Annotated in this window: 4 protein-coding genes and 1 pseudogene; 1 reads left to right on the top strand and 4 read right to left on the bottom strand. The window is 65.5% G+C overall.

Features of this window, described 5'->3' with window-relative positions:
• Nucleotides 1–367: 367 nt before the first annotated feature.
• Nucleotides 368–880, bottom strand: coding sequence for a MarR family winged helix-turn-helix transcriptional regulator (locus tag SO139_RS45645; RefSeq protein WP_449381168.1), 513 nt, complete (start codon nucleotides 878–880; stop codon nucleotides 368–370).
• Nucleotides 870–1,502 (bottom strand): maleylacetoacetate isomerase, encoded by a 633-nt coding sequence (maiA, locus tag SO139_RS45640; RefSeq protein WP_449381167.1) that lies wholly within the window; start codon nucleotides 1,500–1,502, stop codon nucleotides 870–872. The genes SO139_RS45645 and maiA overlap by 11 nt, the downstream gene beginning before the upstream one ends.
• 208 nt (nucleotides 1,503–1,710) lie before the next feature.
• On the opposite strand from maiA, the gene gtdA reads away from it, so the two are divergent.
• The gene (gene gtdA, locus SO139_RS45635; protein ID WP_449381166.1) at nucleotides 1,711–2,751 is read left to right on the top strand and encodes a gentisate 1,2-dioxygenase; all 1,041 of its coding nucleotides are present in this window, start codon (nucleotides 1,711–1,713) and stop codon (nucleotides 2,749–2,751) included.
• Between the two features lie 116 nt (nucleotides 2,752–2,867).
• Here gtdA and SO139_RS45630 read toward each other — a convergent pair whose 3' ends face one another.
• Together SO139_RS45630 and SO139_RS45625 are read right to left on the bottom strand one after the other, a co-directional pair.
• Nucleotides 2,868–3,695, bottom strand: coding sequence for an ABC transporter permease (locus SO139_RS45630; RefSeq protein ID WP_449381165.1), 828 nt, complete (start codon nucleotides 3,693–3,695; stop codon nucleotides 2,868–2,870).
• Nucleotides 3,688–4,029, bottom strand: a pseudogene (locus SO139_RS45625) (ABC transporter ATP-binding protein); the annotation flags it as partial. The pseudogene SO139_RS45625 and the gene SO139_RS45630, both read right to left, overlap by 8 nt.

Here is a 4,029-nt window from a genome sequence, read left to right as displayed (position 1 = left end):
AGCTACATCACCCGCTCCGGGCGGATCGACGATGCGCGCCTGCGCCATATGTCGCCGGCCTTCATGGCGCGCTACGAGGCGGAGAAGAACGGCGGGAGTCCGGGATGAGGGGCGAGGTGCGTGACGTGTACTTGGCAGCCACATCCTCAGTGTCATCGCCCGCCTTGTGCGCAATTGCGCACTGGGGCGGGCGATCCAGTATTCCAGAGGCGGCGACGAATACGGAGAAGCCGCGGCGTACTGGATTCCCCGCTTTCGCGGGGAACGACACCTGAAATTGCCACGACGGCGCGGCCCCAATCTCAGCGTCGCCCCCGGGACGACGTCGGTGGTGAGGCGCAAGTGCAACCTCACTCGCATCGCCCCCTCACCCCGCCTTCCCCAGATGTTCCAGCGCGTCCTCGGCGCGAAGGGGGACGCGGGAGGCTTCGTTGTTGAGATCGACGAGTTGCACGAGCAGCGTCATCAGGGTCTTGCGGTCGCCGGGCTTGAGCGGCTCCAGCATGCGCGCCTGCGCGCGCTCGACCGCTGGGATGATGTCCTTGAGGATCCCTGCACCCTGCCTCGTCAGATAGAGCAGCTTGATCCGCTTGTCCTCGGGCGCCGGCTTGCGCTCGATATAATCCTTGGCCTGGAGCCGCTCGATGACGCTGCCGAGGGTCGAGCGGTCGAAGGCGATCACCGCGGACAGCCGCGTCGCGTCGATGCCGGGATGGGTGTGGATCGCAACCAGCGCCGCATATTGCACCGGCGTCAGGTCGAAGGCCTTGCACTCCTCCATGAAGATCGAGACCGCGATCTGCTGCATGCGCCGGAACAGATAACCCGGCGCGGCATAGACCGCGTCCATCGTGATCGGAGGGGCAGGCTTACTCGGCATCGGGCTGCTTCTCCGGCACCGCATTGGCGAAAGCCGGCAGCGCCTTCGCTGCGGCTTCCGCCTTGAGCAGGCACGGATAAGCCGAGACGTCGACCCCGAAGCGGCGGGCATTGCCGAGCTGCGGCACCAGGCAGAGATCGGCGAGCGTCGGCGCGTCGCCGAAGCAGAACGGCCCCACCTCGTCTTTCACCAGCATCTCGCAGGCCGACAGCCCCTCGCGATTGACCCAGGCGGCCCATTCCTGGACCTTCTCCTCGGCCAGCCCCAGTTCGCGCAGGCGCGCCAGCACTTTCAGGTTTTGCACCGGATGGGTGTCGCAGGCGATGGCCAACGCAAACGCCCGCACCTTGGCGCGGCGCAGGCTATCCTTCGGCAGCAGCGGCGGATTGGGGTGGGTCTCGTCCAGCCATTCGATGATGGCGAGCGACTGCGTGAGGATTGTGCCCGCATCATCCTCCAGCGTCGGCACCAGGCCTTGCGGGTTGATGGCGAGGTAGGCGGGCGCGCATTGCTCGCCCTTGCGCAAATGATGCGGCAGGTGAGCGGCGGTCAGCCCCTTCAGGTTCAGCGCAATCCGCACCCGATAGGCCGCGCTGGAGCGGAAATAGCCGTGCAGCTTCATCGGAACCCTCCCATGGATTTTCTTGCACGTCATTCGGGGGCTCGCGAAGCGAGAACCCGGAATCTCGAGATTCTCAGGTGCGCAATTGCGCACCGCAGTTCGCCCTGCGGGCGCCCCGGAATGACGCCATCTTCATGGCGGCCATCAAGTTGACGCTACCTAGATTGGCAGTATACTGTCAATCTACAAAACGAACGGGAGGCTCGCCATGGAAGCCGTAGCGAAGACGCCGGAACGCGAGGCGTTCTACAGGAAGATCGACGGCGAAAACCTCACCGCGCTCTGGACCGTGATGAGCGACTTGATCACGCCGGAGCCAAGGAGCGCCTGCCGGCCGCATTTGTGGGAGTTCGACGTCATCCGCGACTACATGACCGAAGCGGGCAAGCTGATCACCGCCAAGGAAGCCGAGCGGCGGGTGTTGATCCTGGAAAATCCCGGCCTGCGCGGGCAGTCGAAGATCACGACCTCGCTCTATGCCGGTGTGCAGATGGTGGTGCCCGGCGACGTCGCGCCTGCGCATCGCCACAGCCAGTCGGCCCTGCGCTTCGTGCTCGAGGGCAAGGGCGCCCACACTGCCGTCGACGGCGAGCGCACCGCGATGGAGCCCGGCGACTTCATCATCACACCGTCGATGACCTGGCACGATCATTCCAACGAGACGGATGAGCCGATGTTCTGGCTCGACGGCCTCGATATCCCCCTCGTGCAATTCTTCGACTGCTCGTTCGCTGAAGGCGCCAAGGAGGATCAGCAGAAGATCACGAAACCCGCTGGCGACAGCTTTGCGCGCTACGGCCACAATCTGCTGCCGGTCGACATGAAGCGGTCGTCGAAGACCTCGCCGATCTTCAGCTATCCCTATGCCTACACCCGCGAAGCGCTGGAAAAAGCCAGAGCGCGCGAGGAATGGGACGCCTGCCACGGCTTGAAGCTGAAGTTCAGCAACCCCGAGACCGGCGACTACGCGATGCCGACCATCGGCACGTTCATCCAGCTCCTGCCGAGGGGTTTCAAGACCGCGCGCTATCGCTCCACCGACGCGACCGTGTTCTGCGCCGTCGAAGGCAAGGGCCGCACCCGCATCGGCGATGCGACCTTCGAATGGGGCCCGCGCGACCTGTTCGTGGCGCCGAGCTGGCACTGGGTCACGCACGAGGCCGAGGCGGATGCCGTGCTGTTCAGCTTCTCCGACCGTCCGGTGCAGCAGAAGCTCGACCTCTTCCGCGAGGATCGCGGGAATGCGTGACAAGACGATGCCGTAGGGTGGGCAAAGGCGCACTCGCGCCGTGCCCACCATCGATCCGCGTTACCAAGTGGTGGGCACGCTCCGCTTTGCCCACCCTACGGCTTTTGTGCCAACCCTCATCGCCAGTGCAGCAGCCGCGTTTCCAGCCAGTTGATGACCTTCCCCACCGCCAGCCCGAATACCGACAGGATCACCACGCCCGCAAGCAGCTGATCCGTCTGCATGAGATTGCCGGCCTGGAGCACGAAGGCGCCGATGCCGAACTGGGCACCGATCATCTCGGCGCTGACGACGAGCAGGAGCGCGACCGACGCCGTGATGCGGAAGCCGGCGAGAATCGAGGGCAGCGCACCCGGCCAGATTACCTTGCGCACGATGGTCGCGAACGGCACGTTGAAGCTCTGCGCCATCCGGATGAGGTTGCGCGGCACCGCATCGACACCGCTATAGACCGAGATCGCGGTCGAGAAGAACACTCCGAGCGCAATGGTCGCGATCTTCGGCTCTTCGCCGATGCCGAGCCAGAGGATGAGCAGTGGCAGCAGCGCGATCTTCGGAATCGGGAACAGTGCCGAGATGAAGGTGATGCCGACGCTGCGCGCGAGCCGTGAGAGACCAATGGCAAACCCGACGACAACGCCGGCCGCGGTGCCGAGCAGCCAGCCGACACCGATGCGCAGCAGCGAGGCCGAGAGATGCTGCCAGAGCGCACCGGAAGCCGCGAGCTCGTAGATAGCGCGTGCGATCGCCGAGGGCGCCGGCAGGAACAGTGGATTGACGAGGCGCGCACTGCCCGCGGCCTGCCAGAGCGCGATGACGAGCGCGAGCGCGACCCAGCCGCCAAACCGGCTGCTCGCCGGCACGAAGCCCGCGCCGCGGAAGCGCACCGGCCGCGTCACCGCCTCCTTCGTCTGCGCTTCTGCCCGGGTTGCGCGATCAAGCATGCTGAACCTCGCGCTCGGCATCGATCGCTTCGTTGCGGATCAGCGACCAGATCTGGTTCTGGAGCGCGAGCAGTTTTTCGCGCGCAGCAGCCTCGCCGCGTTCGGCGCGCGTCATCGGCACCGTGACGACCTCGCGAATGCGGCCGGGTCGCCGCGACAGCACGACGATGCGGTCGGCAAGCCGCGCGGCCTCTTCGAGATTATGAGTGACATAGACCGCGCCCATGCCGCCATCGGCGAGCAGGCCGACGAAATCCTCCATCAACAGCTCGCGGGTCTGCGAATCCAGCGCCGAGAGCGGCTCGTCCATCAAGAGGATGGCGGGTCTCACCGC

It is taken from the genome of Bradyrhizobium sp. UFLA05-89 (assembly GCF_059803475.1).
Note: the sequence above shows the minus strand (reverse complement) of the source record. Positions and strands in the feature narration are given on the sequence as shown.

Bases quoted from the DNA above. Each gene is read 5' to 3' on its own strand.
- SO139_RS45630 (WP_449381165.1), bottom strand. From the start codon at position 3,695: ATGCTTGATCGCGCAACCCGGGCAGAAGCGCAGACGAAGGAGGCGGTG.
- gtdA (WP_449381166.1), top strand. From the start codon at position 1,711: ATGGAAGCCGTAGCGAAGACGCCGGAACGCGAGGCGTTCTACAGGAAG.
- maiA (WP_449381167.1), bottom strand. From the start codon at position 1,502: ATGAAGCTGCACGGCTATTTCCGCTCCAGCGCGGCCTATCGGGTGCGG.
- SO139_RS45645 (WP_449381168.1), bottom strand. From the start codon at position 880: ATGCCGAGTAAGCCTGCCCCTCCGATCACGATGGACGCGGTCTATGCC.